Source organism: Dickeya sp. MK7 (assembly GCF_000406305.1).
GTDB classification, from domain to species: Bacteria; Pseudomonadota; Gammaproteobacteria; order Enterobacterales; family Enterobacteriaceae; genus Dickeya; species Dickeya fangzhongdai.
Genome location: NZ_CM001984.1, coordinates 341130 through 357594, shown reverse-complemented (window position 1 = coordinate 357594; position 16465 = coordinate 341130). Strand labels below are relative to the sequence as shown.

At 56.8% G+C, this 16465-nt stretch carries 13 protein-coding genes; 6 read left to right on the top strand and 7 right to left on the bottom strand.

The features are described from left to right. Positions 1–59: 59 nt before the first annotated feature. Positions 60–989, bottom strand: a complete 930-nt coding sequence (locus tag DXXMK7_RS01730; protein ID WP_038920769.1) for a TIGR01212 family radical SAM protein — start codon at positions 987–989, stop codon at positions 60–62. 707 nt (positions 990–1696) lie between these two features. Here DXXMK7_RS01730 and gltB point away from each other — a divergent pair. Together gltB and DXXMK7_RS01720 are read left to right on the top strand one after the other, a co-directional pair. Further along, positions 1697–6157: a glutamate synthase large subunit gene (gene gltB, locus DXXMK7_RS01725; protein ID WP_038917571.1), complete on the top strand. Its 4461-nt coding sequence runs from the start codon at positions 1697–1699 to the stop codon at positions 6155–6157. Between the two features lie 9 nt (positions 6158–6166). Next, the gene (locus DXXMK7_RS01720) at positions 6167–7585 is read left to right on the top strand and encodes a glutamate synthase small subunit (RefSeq protein WP_038917570.1); all 1419 of its coding nucleotides are present in this window, start codon (positions 6167–6169) and stop codon (positions 7583–7585) included. Positions 7586–7656: 71 nt separating this feature from the next. On the opposite strand, the gene DXXMK7_RS01715 is transcribed toward DXXMK7_RS01720, so the two are convergent. From DXXMK7_RS01715 to rplM, 5 genes are all read right to left on the bottom strand, one after another. After that, a complete protein-coding gene (locus DXXMK7_RS01715) occupies positions 7657–8067 on the bottom strand; it encodes a GFA family protein (protein WP_038917569.1) in 411 nt (136 codons plus the stop codon). Positions 8068–8201: 134 nt separating this feature from the next. Further along, positions 8202–8699 (bottom strand): ClpXP protease specificity-enhancing factor, encoded by a 498-nt coding sequence (gene sspB / locus DXXMK7_RS01710; RefSeq protein WP_038663115.1) that lies wholly within the window; start codon positions 8697–8699, stop codon positions 8202–8204. Positions 8700–8703: 4 nt separating this feature from the next. Continuing rightward, positions 8704–9345, bottom strand: a complete 642-nt coding sequence (gene sspA, locus DXXMK7_RS01705; RefSeq protein WP_024104257.1) for a stringent starvation protein SspA — start codon at positions 9343–9345, stop codon at positions 8704–8706. Between the two features lie 318 nt (positions 9346–9663). After that, positions 9664–10056, bottom strand: a complete 393-nt coding sequence (rpsI, locus tag DXXMK7_RS01700; protein ID WP_013316025.1) for a 30S ribosomal protein S9 — start codon at positions 10054–10056, stop codon at positions 9664–9666. A 15-nt stretch (positions 10057–10071) separates the two neighbouring features. Beyond that, complete coding sequence (gene rplM / locus DXXMK7_RS01695) at positions 10072–10500, bottom strand: 50S ribosomal protein L13 (protein WP_012883052.1); 429 nt, start codon at positions 10498–10500, stop codon at positions 10072–10074. Positions 10501–10973: 473 nt separating this feature from the next. On the opposite strand from rplM, the gene yghX reads away from it, so the two are divergent. Beyond that, positions 10974–11861: a YghX family hydrolase gene (yghX, locus tag DXXMK7_RS01690; RefSeq protein WP_038917568.1), complete on the top strand. Its 888-nt coding sequence runs from the start codon at positions 10974–10976 to the stop codon at positions 11859–11861. Between the two features lie 55 nt (positions 11862–11916). On the opposite strand, the gene zapE is transcribed toward yghX, so the two are convergent. After that, the gene (zapE, locus tag DXXMK7_RS01685; RefSeq protein WP_038917567.1) at positions 11917–13047 is read right to left on the bottom strand and encodes a cell division protein ZapE; all 1131 of its coding nucleotides are present in this window, start codon (positions 13045–13047) and stop codon (positions 11917–11919) included. A gap of 210 nt (positions 13048–13257) precedes the next feature. On the opposite strand from zapE, the gene zapG reads away from it, so the two are divergent. From zapG to degS, 3 genes are all read left to right on the top strand, one after another. Then, entirely contained in the window at positions 13258–13662 is a 405-nt protein-coding gene (gene zapG, locus DXXMK7_RS01680; protein ID WP_038663124.1) for a Z-ring associated protein ZapG, read from the top strand. Positions 13663–13899: 237 nt separating this feature from the next. Further along, entirely contained in the window at positions 13900–15270 is a 1371-nt protein-coding gene (gene degQ / locus DXXMK7_RS01675) for a serine endoprotease DegQ (RefSeq protein WP_038917566.1), read from the top strand. Between the two features lie 88 nt (positions 15271–15358). Continuing rightward, entirely contained in the window at positions 15359–16420 is a 1062-nt protein-coding gene (gene degS, locus DXXMK7_RS01670; protein ID WP_038917565.1) for an outer membrane-stress sensor serine endopeptidase DegS, read from the top strand. The last annotated feature ends 45 nt before the right edge of the window (positions 16421–16465 follow it).

Here is a 16465-nt window from a genome sequence, read left to right as displayed (position 1 = left end):
ACCGTAAAAAAATCGTGTGCGCGGTAAATGAGCGGTCAATTTGCGAGCCGCTGCGGAGGTTAGTTTGTTGAGTAATGAAACGGCTGCCCCAGCGCGGAACCTTGCGCGCCATGCTGTTGCAGGTAGTCGTGAACGCCGACCATGCCGGTCCAGCGATTTTCGCACCACAGCGGCGCCAGCAGCGTCGGCCGCCGGGCGCTGGCGGAAATACGGTGATAGACAATGCCGGGCGGGGTGTGGCGAATCATCTCGCCGGCAATCGACACATAACGCGCCAGCGACAGTTCCGGTAGCCGACCGGCTCCCCAGGCTTTCGCCATTACGCTGCCGGTCACAATGTGCAACGGGTGCAGCTTGATGCCGTCCACGCCGGCTTCCACCACCTGCTGCAGCGTCGACAGGCAATGCTCGTCGCTCTCGCCGGGCAAGCCGACAATCAGGTGGCTGCACACGTTTAGTCCTCTGGCGCGCGCGCGCTGTGCGGTCTGCCGGTAACAGGAGAAATCATGCCCGCGATTGATGCGTCGCAACGTCCGGTCATGGGCGCTTTGCAGCCCCAGTTCCAGCCAGACTTCATAGCCTTGTTCGTGATAGTCAGCCAGCAGGTCCAGCACCGTATCCGGCACACAATCCGGCCGGGTGCCCACGCATAACCCCACCATATCGGCCTGCGTCAGCGCCTGCCGGTACATGGACGCCAGTACCTGCACTTCGGCATACGTGCTGGTATAAGCCTGAAAATAGGCCAGATAGCGGCGGGCGCGATTGACCTTGCCGGCCTGCGCAGCCAGTTGCTCGGCGATGCTGCGCTGCTGCATCTGCTCGTCGGCGAACGACGCCACATTGCAGAAGGTGCAACCGCCGCGTCCCAACGTGCCGTCGCGGTTCGGACAGCTAAATCCCCCGTGCAGCGTCAATTTATGGATTTTTTCTCCATAACGACGCTGAAGATCGCCACCAAACATATTGATTAATTTTTGCAATTGCATATTCTGATTCTTCATTTCACAAAAAATCAGCCTACCTGTAACGCCTATTAACGGCGATGACCCCGATCAATACGCTCCGGTTTATATAACTGCATGTTTATTCGTTTTTATTGAAAATAAAATCACATCTTTCCTGATTAATTTTTCTTATCTGCGGGGTTCACTCCATTAAAAGATGACCGCAAAATGAAAAACAGTGTCATAAAGCAAAAAACTCACTCCAGACAGAATAAGATGCCAGCAAGTCACATTATCGCAGCATGCCACGATAAAAACCCGCCGTTAGCATAGTGATACAGCTCACAGTTAGACCAATACCCCCACCTTGCCAACGTCTTATTTTTATTAATTAAATCCTTTTATTTCATAAACATAAGTAAATATTATCCCTAAAGTGCTTACCCGCTATGGAGATTTGACCTGAACAGGGTTTCTCGCTAATTTGGGAATCCGCTGGAAGCTTTCCCGACGAGTCAACGTCTCGTCATATTTATGCAGTAAGAAGAAGACTCCCTCATCAAGCAAGCACACCACTTGTGAGACCTTACGAGAGGCCAGATAAAAGAGAGCGGCGCACACCACTGATGTCAAATTGGCGCAGTGAAGGGGTCGCGCGCGGTTAACACGCCATTTAATAAGCGCCCGCATTCTGGTGGTGGCATTGGCGATGAGGAAGTCATACAGAGCCTGGGGAGGTTCACTGAGATATGTTGTACGATGCATCCCATGAAAGAGACAACTGTGGTTTCGGATTGATCGCCCATATAGAAGGTGAACCGAGCCATAAAGTCGTGCGGACGGCGATTCACGCCCTGGCCCGCATGCAGCACCGTGGCGCGATCCTTGCCGACGGCAAGACCGGCGACGGTTGCGGCTTATTACTTCAGAAACCCGATCGTTTCTTCCGCCTGGTCGCCGAAGAACACAACTGGCGTCTGGCCAACAATTACGCGGTCGGCATGCTGTTCCTCAGCCGGGATGAAGAAAAGGCTCGGGCCACCCGTCGAATTGTCGAAGAAGAACTGCAGAATGAAACCCTGTCCGTACTCGGCTGGCGCGAAGTGCCGACCAACCCGGACGTGCTGGGTGAGATCGCGCTCTCTTCTCTGCCGCGCATCGAACAGATTTTTGTCAACGCCCCGGCCGGCTGGCGTCCGCGTGATATGGAACGCCGCCTGTTCATGGCGCGCCGCCGTATCGAGAAGCGCGTGCAGGATAAAGATTTCTATGTGTGCAGCCTCTCCAATCTGGTGAATATCTATAAAGGTCTGTGCATGCCCGCGGACCTGCCGCGGTTCTATCTGGATCTGGCGGACCTGCGTCTGGAATCGGCCATCTGCCTGTTCCACCAGCGTTTCTCCACCAATACCGTGCCGCGCTGGCGTCTGGCGCAGCCGTTCCGCTATCTGGCGCACAACGGCGAAATCAACACCATCACCGGCAACCGCCAGTGGGCCCGCGCCCGCGCCTACAAATTCAAGACCCCGCTGATTCCCGATCTGCTGGACGCCGCGCCGTTCGTGGACGAAAGCGGTTCAGACTCCATGTCGCTGGACAATATGCTGGAGCTGTTCCTGGCGGGCGGGATGGACATCGTGCGCGCCATGCGTCTGCTGGTGCCGCCGGCCTGGCAGAACAACCCGAATATGGACCCGGAGCTGCGCGCCTTCTTTGACTTCAACTCCATGCACATGGAGCCGTGGGACGGTCCGGCCGGTCTGGTGCTGTCCGACGGGCGCTACGCGGCCTGTAACCTCGACCGTAACGGTCTGCGTCCGGCGCGCTATGTCATCACCAAAGATAAGTTGATCACCTGCGCCTCCGAAGTGGGCATCTGGGATTACCAGCCTGACGAAGTGGTGGAAAAAGGCCGCGTCGGTCCGGGCGAACTGATGGTGATCGACACCCGTACCGGCCGTATCCTGCATTCGACCGAAACCGACGATGACCTGAAAAGCCGCCATCCGTACAAAGAGTGGATGGAGAAAAACGTCAAGCGTCTGGTGCCGTTCGAAGAGCTGTCGGACGATCAGGTCGGTAGCCGGGAGCTTGACGACGCGCTGCTGGAAACCTACCAGAAGCAGTTCGGCTACAGTAACGAAGAGCTGGATCAGGTTATTCGCGTGCTGGGGGAAAACGGTCAGGAAGCGACCGGCTCCATGGGCGACGACACGCCGTTCGCCGTGCTGTCGAGCCGTCCGCGCATCATTTACGATTATTTCCGCCAGCAATTCGCGCAGGTAACCAACCCGCCGATCGACCCGCTGCGCGAAGCGCACGTGATGTCGCTCGCCACCTGTATCGGTCGTGAAATGAACGTCTTCTGCGAGGCGGAAGGTCAGGCTCACCGTCTGAGCTTCAAATCGCCGATCCTGCTCTACTCCGACTTCATTCAGTTGATCAATCAGGATCCCGAGCACTATCGCGCCGAGAAGATCGATATCACCTTCGATCCGAAACAGCGTTCATTGCAGGACACGGTTGAAAAACTGTGCGACGAAGCGGAATACAAGGTGCGCGCCGGAGCAGTATTGCTGGTACTGACCGACCGCGGCATCGCGCAGGATCGCCTGCCGGTGCCGGCGCCGATGGCGGTGGGCGCGATTCAGGCTCGTCTGGTGGAAAAGAGCCTGCGCTGCGATGCCAACATCATCGTTGAAACCGCCAGTGCCCGCGATCCGCACCATTTCGCCGTGCTGCTCGGCTTCGGCGCTACCGCAATTTACCCGTATCTGGCCTATGAAGCGCTGGCCCGTCTGGTGGATAACCACACCATCGACAAGCCGTACCGTACCGTGATGCAGAACTACCGCAACGGCATCAACAAGGGCCTGTACAAGATCATGTCCAAGATGGGGATCTCCACCATCGCCTCCTACCGCTGTTCGAAACTGTTCGAAGCGGTCGGTCTGCACAACGATGTGGCGTCCCGCTGCTTCCAGGGCGTGGTGAGCCGCATCGGCGGCGCCAACTTCAGCGACTTCGAGCAGGATCTGCAAAATCTGTCCAAACGCGCCTGGTTCAAGCGTCAGAAGCTCGATCAGGGCGGCTTGCTCAAATTTGTCTATGGCGGCGAGTACCACGCTTACAACCCGGATGTGGTGAAAACGCTGCAAACCGCGGTGCACAGCGGCGACTACCACGATTACCAGCAGTACGCCAAACTGGTGAACGAGCGCCCGGCGTCCATGCTGCGCGACCTGCTGGCGTTACAGCCGCAGGAAGGCGCGGCTATCCCGCTGGAGCAGGTCGAGCCGGATTCTGAACTGTTCAAACGCTTCGATACCGCCGCCATGTCCATCGGCGCGCTGAGCCCCGAAGCGCATGAGTCGCTGGCGGAAGCCATGAACAGCCTGGGTGGTTTCTCCAACTCCGGCGAAGGCGGCGAAGACCCAGCGCGTTACGGCACCAATAAAGTATCCCGTATCAAGCAGGTGGCTTCCGGTCGTTTTGGCGTCACCCCGGCCTATCTGGTCAACGCCGACGTTATCCAAATCAAGGTGGCGCAGGGCGCCAAACCGGGTGAAGGCGGCCAGTTGCCGGGCGACAAAGTCACGCCGTACATCGCGCGCCTGCGTTACTCCGTACCGGGCGTGACCCTGATTTCGCCGCCGCCGCACCATGATATTTATTCGATCGAAGACCTGGCGCAGCTGATTTTCGACCTGAAACAGGTCAACCCGAAGGCGATGATTTCGGTCAAGCTGGTTTCCGAGCCGGGCGTCGGCACCATCGCTACCGGTGTGGCGAAAGCCTATGCCGACCTGATTACCATCGCCGGTTACGACGGCGGCACCGGCGCCAGCCCGCTGTCCTCGGTGAAATACGCCGGTTGCCCGTGGGAACTGGGTCTGGTGGAAACCCAGCAGGCGCTGGTCGCCAACGGCCTGCGTCACAAAATCCGCCTGCAGGTTGACGGCGGCCTGAAAACCGGTCTGGACATCGTGAAAGCGGCGATTCTGGGAGCGGAAAGCTTTGGCTTCGGCACCGGACCGATGGTGGCGCTGGGTTGTAAATACCTGCGTATCTGCCACCTGAACAACTGTGCCACCGGCGTGGCGACGCAGGATGACAAGCTGCGCCGCGACCACTATCACGGTCTGCCGGAGCGTGTGGTGAACTACTTCACCTTCATCGCCCGCGAAACCCGCGAGCTGATGGCGGAACTGGGCATCAGCCGTCTGGTAGACCTGATCGGCCGCACCGATCTGCTGGTCGAACTGGACGGTATTACCGCCAAGCAGAACAAGCTGGACCTGTCGCCGTTGCTGCACACCGTGACGCCGCAACCCGGCAAAGCGCTGTACTGCACCGAAGGTAACCCGTCGTTTGACAAGGGCCTGCTGAACAAAGAACTGATCGCGCAGGCTCAGGCGCATGTCGACGCCAGACAGAGCAAAACGCTCTACTTTGACATCCGTAACACTGACCGCTCCGTCGGCGCGACCTTGTCCGGCGTGATCGCGGAAAAACACGGCGATCAGGGGCTGGCGAGCGATCCGATCAAAGCGCATTTCACCGGTACAGCCGGCCAGAGCTTCGGCGTGTGGAACGCCGGCGGCGTTGAACTGACCCTGACCGGCGACGCCAACGACTACGTGGGCAAAGGCATGGCTGGCGGCATTATCTCCGTACGTCCGCCGGTCGGCTCGGCCTTCCGCAGCCACGAGGCCAGCATCATCGGCAACACCTGCCTGTACGGCGCGACCGGCGGTAAGCTGTTCGCCGCTGGGCGTGCCGGCGAGCGTTTCGCGGTACGTAACTCCGGCGCCATCACCGTGGTGGAAGGCATCGGCGATAACGGCTGCGAATACATGACCGGCGGTATCGTCTGCATCCTGGGTCGTACCGGCGTCAACTTCGGCGCAGGCATGACCGGCGGCTTCGCCTACGTTCTGGATGAGGACGGCGAATTCCGCAAACGCGTCAACCCGGAACTGGTTGAAGTGCTGGATGTGGAAAACCTGGCGATTCATGAAGAGCATCTGCGCGGGCTGATTACCGAGCACGTCCAGCACACCGGCTCGCAACGCGGTGAGGAAATCCTCGCCAACTGGCCGGTCTGGGCATCGAAATTTGCGCTGGTAAAGCCGAAATCAAGTGATGTGAAAGCGTTGTTGGGTCATCGTAGTCGTTCCGCAGCGGAGCTGCGGGTACAGGCGCAGTAAGAGGTCATCATGAGTCAGAATGTTTATCAGTTTATCGACTTACAGCGCGTTGATCCGCCCAAGAAACCGCTGAAGATTCGTAAAATCGAGTTTGTTGAAATTTACGAGCCGTTCTCGGAAAGCCAGTCCAAGGCGCAGGCAGATCGCTGCCTGGCCTGCGGCAACCCTTACTGCGAATGGAAATGTCCGGTTCACAACTACATCCCGAACTGGCTGAAACTGGCCAACGAAGGCCGGATCATTGAAGCGGCGGAGCTGTCTCACCAGACCAATAGCCTGCCGGAAGTGTGCGGCCGCGTTTGCCCGCAGGATCGCCTGTGCGAAGGGTCTTGCACCCTGAACGACGAATTCGGCGCCGTCACCATCGGCAACATCGAGCGCTACATCAACGATAAAGCGATCGAGATGGGCTGGCGTCCGGACGTGTCGTCGGTACAGCCGACCGGCAAGCGCGTGGCTATTATCGGTGCCGGCCCTGCCGGGCTGGCCTGCGCCGACGTGCTGACCCGTAACGGCGTGAAGGCGGTGGTTTATGACCGCCACCCGGAAATCGGTGGTTTGCTGACCTTCGGTATTCCTGCTTTCAAGCTGGAAAAAGAGGTGATGACCAAACGCCGCGAAATCTTCACCGAGATGGGTATCGAATTCCAGCTTAACACCGAAGTCGGCAAAGACATTCAGTTGAGCGACCTGCTGACGGAATATGACGCCGTCTTCCTGGGCGTCGGCACCTATCAGTCGATGCGCGGCGGGCTGGAAAATGAAGACGCGCCGGGCGTATACGATGCGCTGCCGTTCCTGATTGCCAACACCAAGCAGCTGATGGGCTTCGCAACCGGCGAACAGGAACCTTACACGTCGATGCAGGGCAAGCGCGTCGTGGTACTGGGCGGCGGTGATACGGCGATGGACTGCCTGCGCACCTCGATTCGTCAGGGCGCGACGCACGTGACCTGTGCCTACCGCCGTGATGAAGAGAACATGCCGGGTTCCAAACGCGAAGTGAAAAATGCGCGTGAAGAAGGCGTGGAATTCCGCTTCAACCTGCAACCGCTGAGCATCGAAATCAACGGCGCGGGTAAAGTGTGCGGCGTACGCGTGATTCGTACCGAACTGGGTGCGCCGGATGCCAATGGCCGCCGCCGCCCGGAAGCGGTGGAAGGGTCTGAGCATGTGCTGGAAGCGGATGCTGTCATCATGGCGTTCGGTTTCCGTCCGCACAAGATGGCATGGCTGGCGGAGCACGGCGTAGATCTGGACGCACAAGGCCGCATCATCGCGCCGGAGCAGAGCGACAGCGCTTTCCAGACCTCAAACCCGAAAATCTTCGCCGGCGGCGATGCGGTGCGTGGCTCCGACCTGGTGGTCACGGCGATCGCCGAAGGCCGCAAAGCGGCTGACGGCATCATGAACTATCTGGAAGTGTAATCGCTTTCAGGATATCCCAAAGGCGGCTCAGGCCGCCTTTTGCTTTTTTCTTGCTGGCGATCGAGCGGATATTACGCTTTATGTAAATCAATAACATCCTGTTCGGTCATCATTGGGGTTTGCTGCGCGAAGTCGTAATAATCAGGCTTATTATCAACATAGATTTGCGAAACCAATCGTTTTTGTCCGTCTGAAAATAGCCCCGCCGAAAGCGAATAGTTCTCCGGTTCAAACAACCGATAAAACAGATGAGTCCCGCATGTACGGCAGAACGCGCGCTCTGCCCAGTCGGAAGAGCGATAAAAACCGATATGCTCTTTCCCTTCAATCACCACATCATGCTGAGATTCAATCGCCATCAACGGCCCGCCGCCCCACTTCTGGCACATACCGCAATGGCAGACGTAAACATCGTGCGTACATGACTCAGGGACCGTTATGGTTACCGCACCGCATAAACAGTGGCCTTGACTGGTTTTCATCACATTCTCCTTCGATTAAACACGACACTGACAATGGATAAACCCGTTGATAAACAGCAAAGTACGTTACTGTTGCTGCTTTTCTTCCAACCAATAAAAAAGGCACAGTAATGTGCCTTTTTTATCAATCGCGATTATTTGACCACGCGCAGGGAAGGTCTGCCGCCTCGCGGCGGCTGCGGCGGCTCGTCATCCGGCTGCTCGTTCTGCGAAGAGGAAGATTCGTTGTCCACCACCGATATTAACGTCGGTTTGGACTCATCTTCGGTTTGAGGCTGCTCGCCAAACTCTTCGACGATTTCGTAGGCCGGCTCCGGCTCAAACATGGTGCCCGCGCCATTTTCCCGGGCATAAATCGCCATGACCGACGCCATCGGAACGAACACCTGCCGGGGAACACCACCAAAACGCGCGTTGAAACGTACGCTGTCGTCAGCCAGTTCGAGATTTCCCACCGCACGCGGCGCAATATTCAGGACAATTTGCCCGTCGCGGGCAAACTCCATCGGCACCTGCACGCCGGGAACGGTCACATCCACCACCAGATGCGGCGTCAGCTGGTTGTCCAGCAACCAGTCATAAAAGGCCCGTAATAAATACGGGCGGCGCGGAGAGAGCTGAGACAACGTCATGCCATTACCCTCTGGATTGCAACCGGATTTCGCGCTCGGCTTCAGTCAGGGAAGCGAGGAAGGCATCGCGTTCGAACACACGCGTCATGTAGCCTTTCAGTTCCTTGGCGCCGGAACCGCTCAATTCAATCCCCAGCAGCGGCAGACGCCACAGCAGCGGTGCCAGATAGCAATCCACCAGACTGAATTCTTCACTCATGAAATACGGGGCTTCGTTGAAAACCGGGGCGATAGCCAGCAGCTCTTCACGAAGTTGCTTGCGCGCGGCCTCCGCATCCTGTGCATTGCCATTCAGGACGGTTTTCATCAACGAATACCAATCCTGCTCAATCCGGTGCATCATCAGGCGACTGTTGCCGCGCGCCACCGGATAGACCGGCATCAACGGCGGATGAGGGAAACGCTCATCCAGGTATTCCATGATGATACGTGATTCATACAACGTCAGCTCACGGTCAACCAGCGTCGGTACGGAACCGTAAGGATTGAGGTCGATGAGGTCCTGCGGCAGATTATCCATGTCCACCTGTTCAATCTCGACACTCACCCCTTTCTCGGCCAGTACGATGCGGACCTGATGGCTAAAAATGTCGGACGGACCGGAAAACAGCGTCATCACCGAACGTTTGTTGGCAGCGACAGCCATGAAAACCTCCAAGTTATCGAAAAAATACGGCGAACAACCGATCGAATAGGATCCTGCTGGCCTTGCCGCGTTTGGACTTCCCCGCGGGGAAAGCGGACGACATCCGTCGTTCTGTTAAAATCACTTGCTGGCGAACAGGCACAAAACCGGCGAATAGTGTATCAGATTCTGTTTGTTTTGTGGGGGGATAAGCGTATTTTCATGACTAACCCACGGTAATCAAAGCAGATTTTTTCCATGAACGATACAGGTCGAAAAAAAACCCGGTGACAGGCACCGGGTTTTTCTGCGTTGATTTCGCTGCCAGGCAGCCAGAAATTAACGTTTGGAGAACTGCGGACGACGACGTGCTTTGCGCAGACCAACTTTTTTACGTTCAACCTGACGAGCGTCACGAGTAACGAAGCCAGCTTTACGCAATTCAGAACGCAGAGATTCGTCGTATTCCATCAGAGCGCGGGTGATACCATGACGGATAGCACCGGCCTGACCGGAGATACCACCACCTTTAACGGTGATGTACAGATCCAGTTTACCAACCATGTCGACCAGTTCCAGCGGCTGGCGAACGACCATGCGAGCAGTTTCGCGGCCGAAGTACTGTTCCAGAGTACGCTGGTTGATGACGATGTTGCCGCTACCCGGTTTGATAAATACGCGAGCGGCGGAGCTTTTGCGGCGACCAGTGCCGTAGTATTGATTTTCAGCCATTGCCTGTAATCCCGATTAAATGTCCAGAACTTGCGGTTGCTGTGCCGCGTGATTGTGCTCGTTACCAGCGTAAACTTTCAGTTTACGGTACATAGCACGACCCAGCGGGCCCTTCGGCAGCATGCCTTTAACCGCGATTTCAATTACGCGCTCAGGACGGCGGGCAATCATCTCTTCAAAGGTCGCTTCTTTGATACCACCGATGTGGCCGGTGTGGTGGTAGTACATCTTGTCAGAACGTTTGTTGCCGGTTACAGCAACTTTTTCTGCGTTCAGAACGATGATGTAGTCACCGGTATCAACGTGCGGAGTGTATTCCGCTTTGTGCTTACCGCGCAGACGACGAGCCAGTTCAGTAGCCAGACGGCCAAGAGTTTTACCGCTCGCATCAACAACGTACCAGTCGCGTTTTACGGTTTCTGGTTTAGCTGTAAAAGTTTTCATTAAAAGCTTACCCAATTTAAGTTACACGTTGGTGAACACCCAAACGCTTCATAAATATAGTGTTTTGAGGTTCACACGGCTATCTAGTCCAGCAAACCTACCCCTTCGAATAGCTATTGCCAGCGCGATTAAAGTTTCGGGAAAAAACTTTGTTGTAACGTGGGGTCGCAAGATTATAGAGAAGTCGATTCCAAAGATCGACTTTTTTCTCAACCAAATGGCGAAAGATTTGAGCCGGCGTAACCGCGTCGGAGCAAAACCGCATCCACGAAAAGTAAAGCATGGTAAGCATTGTGGAGGCGGCGCAAGCAACCGAACATCACCGCCGCGTTGCATCACGATAATGATTTGATAAATAACGGTTTTCACATCTCACCGCAACATCCCCCCTGCTGGCCTATGGTGCATCCACTCCGGCCCGCTTTTCTTTTTGCTACATTGATTTGGAACAACATCAGCGGAGGAAGAGTGAGATGACGCGCCTTACAGCAAAAGATTTTCAACCGGAATTGCTTGAGCTTTATGACTATTACGCGCACGGCAAACTGACCAAGCGCGAGTTTCTGGAGCGCGCCGCCAGGTATGCCGCAGGCGGCCTGACCGCCATGACCATTCTATCCCTGATGAGCCCGAACTATGCACTGGCGCAGCAGGTGGAATTCACCGACCCGGCGATCATCCCGGAATACATCACCTATCCTTCCCCCAACGGTCACGGCAGCGTACGCGGCTATCTTGTGCGGCCGGCCAAAACCAGCGGCCCGGTTCCCGCCGTGGTGGTGGTGCATGAAAATCGGGGTCTTAACCCGTATATCGAGGATGTAGCGCGGCGTTTGGCCAAAGAAGGATTTATCGCGCTGGCGCCGGACGGCCTGAGCTCAGTCGGCGGCTACCCGGGCAACGACGACAAAGGGCGGGAACTCCAGCAGCAGATCGACCCGACCAAACTGATGAATGATTTCTTTGCCGCAGTCGAATTTCTGATGAAGCATAAAGACGCGACCAGCAAAGTCGGCATCACCGGATTTTGCTACGGCGGCGGCGTATCCAACGCGGCGGCCGTGGCCTATCCGGAGTTGGCCGCTGCCGTGCCGTTCTACGGACGTCAGCCCAAACCGGAAGACGTCGCCCGCATCAAGGCGCCGTTGCTGTTGCACTACGCAGAGCGCGACGACAACATCAATGCCGGCTGGCCGGCGTATGAATCCGCGTTAAAAGCCGCCAATAAAACCTACGAAGCCTACGTCTACCCCGGCACCAATCACGGCTTCCATAACGATTCCACGCCGCGGTACGACAAAGCCGCCGCCGACCTGGCATGGAACAGGACCATCGCCTGGTTCCGGCGTTATCTGGTATAAACCGTCATGCGCTAAAAGCGCCTTGCCGCCGTCATTTCCCGGCGGCAAGCGACAATCACGGCAGGTGGGGCTGACGCAGGTACTCTTCGCTCTGCATTTCCTGCAAACGCGACAGGCAGCGCTGGTATTCAAACTTCAGATGTTCGCCCTGATAAATCTCGAACATCGTCGCCTGCGCAGACATGATCAGCTTCACCCGGCGTTCGTAAAACTCGTCCACCAGCGCCAGAAAGCGGCGGGCAGCGTTCTCATCTTTAACTTCCATCACCGGAACATGGTGCAACAGCACGGTGTGGTACAGCCGCGATAGCGCGATGTAGTCATTCTGGCTGCGCGCCTCAAGGCACAGAGTGGCGAAATCCACCGCCAGCACCCCGTCGCCGGCGCTCAGCGTCGCCAGCGGTCGATGATTAATCTCCAGCACCGGACCGGGCTGACTGAAATCACGCCCGGACAGGCGGCGGAACATCGCCTGCATATCTGCGTCGGTATCCGCATTGTTCGGGGTCAGATACAGGTGCGCCTGAGTCAGGGTGCGCAGCCGGTAATCGATGCCGGCATCCACATTCAATACAGCGCAATGCTGCTTGATCAACTCGATAGCCGGCAGGAAACGCGCGCGCTGCAACCCGTTGCGATACAGTTCATCCGGCGGAATATTGGAGGTCGCCACCAGCGCAATGCCCCGGGAGAACAGCGCCCGCAACAGTTCCGCCAGCAGCATGGCGTCGGTAATATCGGAGACGAAGAACTCGTCGAAGCACAGAATGTCGGTTTGCGCCTTAAACCCGTCGGCCACCTTTTCCAGCGGATTTTCCTGTCCCTGCAACTGATTCAGCTCTTCATGCACGCGCAGCATGAAACGGTGAAAGTGCAGACGCAGCTTGCGTTCCGAAGGCAGACTGTGAAAAAACAGGTCCATCAGCCAGGTCTTACCCCGCCCCACGCCGCCCCACATATACAGCCCTTGTACCGGCGACGGCGATTTTTCCTTGTGCCCGATCCAGGCTCGCCATTTTGCCATCAGTCCCGGCGCGCTGCTTTCCGCGGGCGCCCACACCTGTTCCGTCAGCGTCTGATGAATGGCGTTCAGGCGGATGACCGTCTGATGCTGCACTTCATCCGGCTGGTAGGTCTGTGCCGCCAAAGCCTGCTGGTAAAGTGCCAAAGGGGTTGTTCTCTGCATAGCGCAAAATCCCTGAGAAAAATTTCGTTGTATTTTATCGTGCGTTAACGCCGGTTCAGCCCGCGATCGTGGGCGTTACCGCTTCGCGGCGCCTGTGTTCCCGGTCAGACCAGACACAGGGGCTCCACTCCGGCGAGGTTAGCGGTTATAGTGACTATTATTAAGTGAAAAAACCCTACGGGACAACGAAGTCAAAATAGGAGTCGTTTTATGACCTGGGAGTCTGCGCTGATTGGATTTGTTATCGGTGTCATCATTGGCGCTGTCGCGATGCGGTTCGGCAACCGTAAACTGCGCCAGCAGCAGGTACTGCAAAACGAACTGGAGAAAAACAAAACCGAGCTGGAAGAATATCGTCAGGAACTGGTCAGTCATTTTGCCAGCAGCGCGGAACTGCTCGACAACATGGCGCGCGATTACCGCCAGCTTTATCAGCACATGGCGAAAAGCTCCAACAGCCTGCTGCCGGATGTCCCGATGCAGGATAACCCGTTCCGCTATCGCCTGACCGAAGCCGAGTCGGACAACGATCAGGCGCCGGTGGACATGCCGCCCCGCGACTACTCGGGCAGCGCTTCCGGCCTGCTGCGCGGTACACGCCCGATCGGCAAGTAACCGGTTATTTTTACCGTTCTTTCCGATTGTATTCACCCTGACGGCACGACGTTTGTCGTCAGGGTACGACCCTACCGTCGGCCGCTATTATCTTCCCCCGCACCGACGGCCGTTACATTCTGCTGACGAAATATCAGTGAACTTTACACACTGCCCTGGGTCTGAGTCTTCACCGCAAGTTTGAGTTTATATATCATTGTTTTATTCATAGGCAGGTCGTGAGAGAGTTAACAATCAATGAAAAAAACATCGTTGTTATATAGCGCACTGGCACTCGGTATTGGACTGTCGTTGTCTTCGCTGCCCCCGGCCAATGCCGCATTGCCTGCGGTTGTAGAAGGTCAGGCTCTGCCCAGCCTGGCGCCGATGCTGGAAAAGGTGCTGCCCGCCGTAGTGAGCGTCCACGTGGAAGGCACGCAGGTACAGCGCCAGCGTATCCCGGAAGAGTTTAAATTCTTCTTCGGTCCCAATACGCCTTCTGAAAAACAGAACTCTCGCCCGTTTGAAGGGCTGGGTTCCGGCGTCATCATCAATGCCGAAAAAGGCTACGTGCTGACCAATAACCACGTCGTCAACAACGCCGATAAAATTCAGGTGCAGCTGAATGACGGCCGTGAATACGACGCCAAACTGATCGGCCGCGACGAGCAGACCGATATCGCCCTGTTGCAGTTGAATGACGCCAAGAATCTCACCGAGGTCAAAATGGCCGACTCCGATCAGCTGCGCGTCGGTGACTTCGCCGTTGCCGTCGGCAACCCGTTCGGACTCGGACAGACCGCGACGTCCGGCATCATTTCCGCGCTGGGTCGCAGCGGCCTGAATCTGGAAGGGCTGGAAAACTTTATCCAGACCGATGCCTCCATCAACCGCGGTAACTCCGGCGGCGCACTGGTTAACCTGCGCGGCGAACTGATCGGCATCAACACCGCGATTCTGGCGCCGAGCGGCGGTAACGTCGGCATCGGTTTCGCCATTCCGAGCAACATGGCGCAGAATCTGACGCAGCAGTTGGTGGAATTCGGCGAAGTGAAACGCGGCCTGCTGGGTATCAAGGGCAGCGAGATGACCTCTGAAATCGCCAAAGCGTTCAAGGTGGACGCACAGCGCGGCGCCTTCGTCAGCGAGGTCATTCCTAAGTCCGCCGCCGCCAAGGCCGGCATCAAAGCGGGCGACGTACTGGTATCGCTGGATGGCAAATCCATCAGCAGCTTCGCCGAACTGCGCGCCAAGATCGGCACCACCGCGCCGGGCAAAACAGTACGTATCGGCCTGCTGCGCGACGGCAAGCAGCAGGAAGTCGCAGTCGTGCTGGATAACAGCGCCAACGTCACCACCAATGCCGACACACTGTCTCCGGCCCTGCAAGGCGCGACCCTCAACAACGGGCAGTTGAAGGACGGCAACAAAGGCGTGGCGATCGATAATGTGGCTAAAGACAGCGCCGCAGCCAAAGTCGGTCTGCAAAAAGGCGACATTATTGTCGGCGTGAACCGCGAACGCGTGGAAAACATCACCCAATTGCGCAAAATTCTGGAAGCCAAGCCTTCAGTGCTGGCCCTGAATATTGTCCGCGGCGACGAGAGTATCTATCTGTTGCTGCGTTAAGCCATGAAAAAATGGACGCCGCGCGATGCGGTGTCCATTCTTCTCTGATATTCTGCGATCCAACCTTCTTTATGCACCCAAAACGCTCATGCTAACCAAACTGTTACGTTCGGCGCTGTTCGGTGTCATCGTGGCCGGCATCCTGCTGCTGGCAATCCCGGCATTGCGTTCCAATCAGGGATTGCTCAAATCCGGCGGCGGCGACAGCCAGGAAACCCCGGTCAGCTATTATCAGGGAGTGCGCCGCGCCGCGCCAGCCGTGGTGAACGTATACAATCAGGCCAACGACCCGAGCGCCCAAAACGAGCTGAATATCCGTACGCTGGGCTCCGGCGTGATCATGAACAACAAAGGGTACATCCTCACCAACAAGCATGTGATCAGCAATGCTGAACAAATTGTGGTCACGCTGCAGGATGGCCGCATCTTTGAAGCGCTGTTGGTGGGCTCAGACAGCCTGACTGATCTGGCGGTACTGAAAATTGAAGGTGCAAATCTGCCGGAAATCCCCATCAATCCGAAACGGGTGTTCCACGTCGGCGATGTGGTGATGGCCATCGGCAACCCCTACAACCTCGGCCAGACGGTGACACAGGGGATTGTCAGCGCTACCGGCCGGGTAGGACTTAGCTCCTCCGGCCGGCAGAATTTTCTGCAAACCGACGCCTCCATCAATCGCGGCAATTCCGGCGGCGCGCTGGTTAACACGCTTGGCGAGCTGGTCGGCATCAACACGCTATCATTTGATAAAAGCAACGATGGCGGTACGCCGGAAGGCATCGGTTTTGCCATACCTACCGCACTGGCGACCAAGATCATGAACAAGCTGATCCGCGATGGACGAGTGATTCGTGGTTATATCGGTATCAGTGGCGCGCAGCGCGAGCGACTAGGCAATCAGGTAACCGGTCTGGAGCGGCTACAGGGTATCATCGTCAATAAGGTTGATTCCGGCGGCCCGGCGGATAAGGCTGGCATCAAAGAGGGCGACCTGCTGCTGGAGGTCAACAGTAAACCGGCGCGTTCGGTGATAGAAACTATGGATCAGGTAGCGGAAATTCGCCCCGGTTCAGTCATTCCGGTGGTCATTTTACGTGATAATCAGGAAATAAAGCTTGATATGACTATCCAGGAATATCCCAGCGACTAAGCCAAACCCTAGGGAAAATGCCGGGCGACGAACAGGCCGCCCGGC